This is a genomic window from Acinetobacter sp. 5862 (genome assembly GCF_024494585.1).
Classification (GTDB): Bacteria; Pseudomonadota; Gammaproteobacteria; order Pseudomonadales; family Moraxellaceae; genus Acinetobacter.
The window spans coordinates 1-322 of the sequence record NZ_JANHGP010000106.1 but is presented as its reverse complement, the minus strand read 5'-3'; the positions used below and the strand labels follow the sequence as shown (position 1 = coordinate 322).

The 322-nt window shown below is 48.4% G+C and carries 1 protein-coding gene; it reads left to right on the top strand.

Translation table 11 applies throughout. From position 1 onward, the window contains the following. The coding region (locus NO346_RS14725; RefSeq protein WP_256415605.1) for a transposase domain-containing protein at window positions 1–291 on the top strand (291 nt) is incomplete at its 5' end. Between the last annotated feature and the right edge of the window lie 31 nt (window positions 292–322).

The window sequence follows — 322 nt, the reverse complement described above, 5'->3', positions numbered from 1 at the left end:
CGTTGGCCAGCTTTAAGCCGCTATCTGGATGATGGCAATCTACCGATTTGCAATAACTGGGTGGAAAACCAGATGCGGCCTTGGGCCTTAGGACGCAAGAATTGGCTATTTGCAGGTTCGCTGCGTAGTGGTCAGCGAGCGGCCAATATCATGACTTTAATCCAGTCAGCAAAACTGAATGGGCTGGATCCGTATGCCTATTTAAGTGATGTGCTGAAAAGGTTGCCGACCCATAAAGTGCCCCAGATTGAAGAATTACTGCCACACCGCTGGAAACCTAAACCGAATTAAAAAATAGGCATGGGGTTCAGCGGATGCTTAC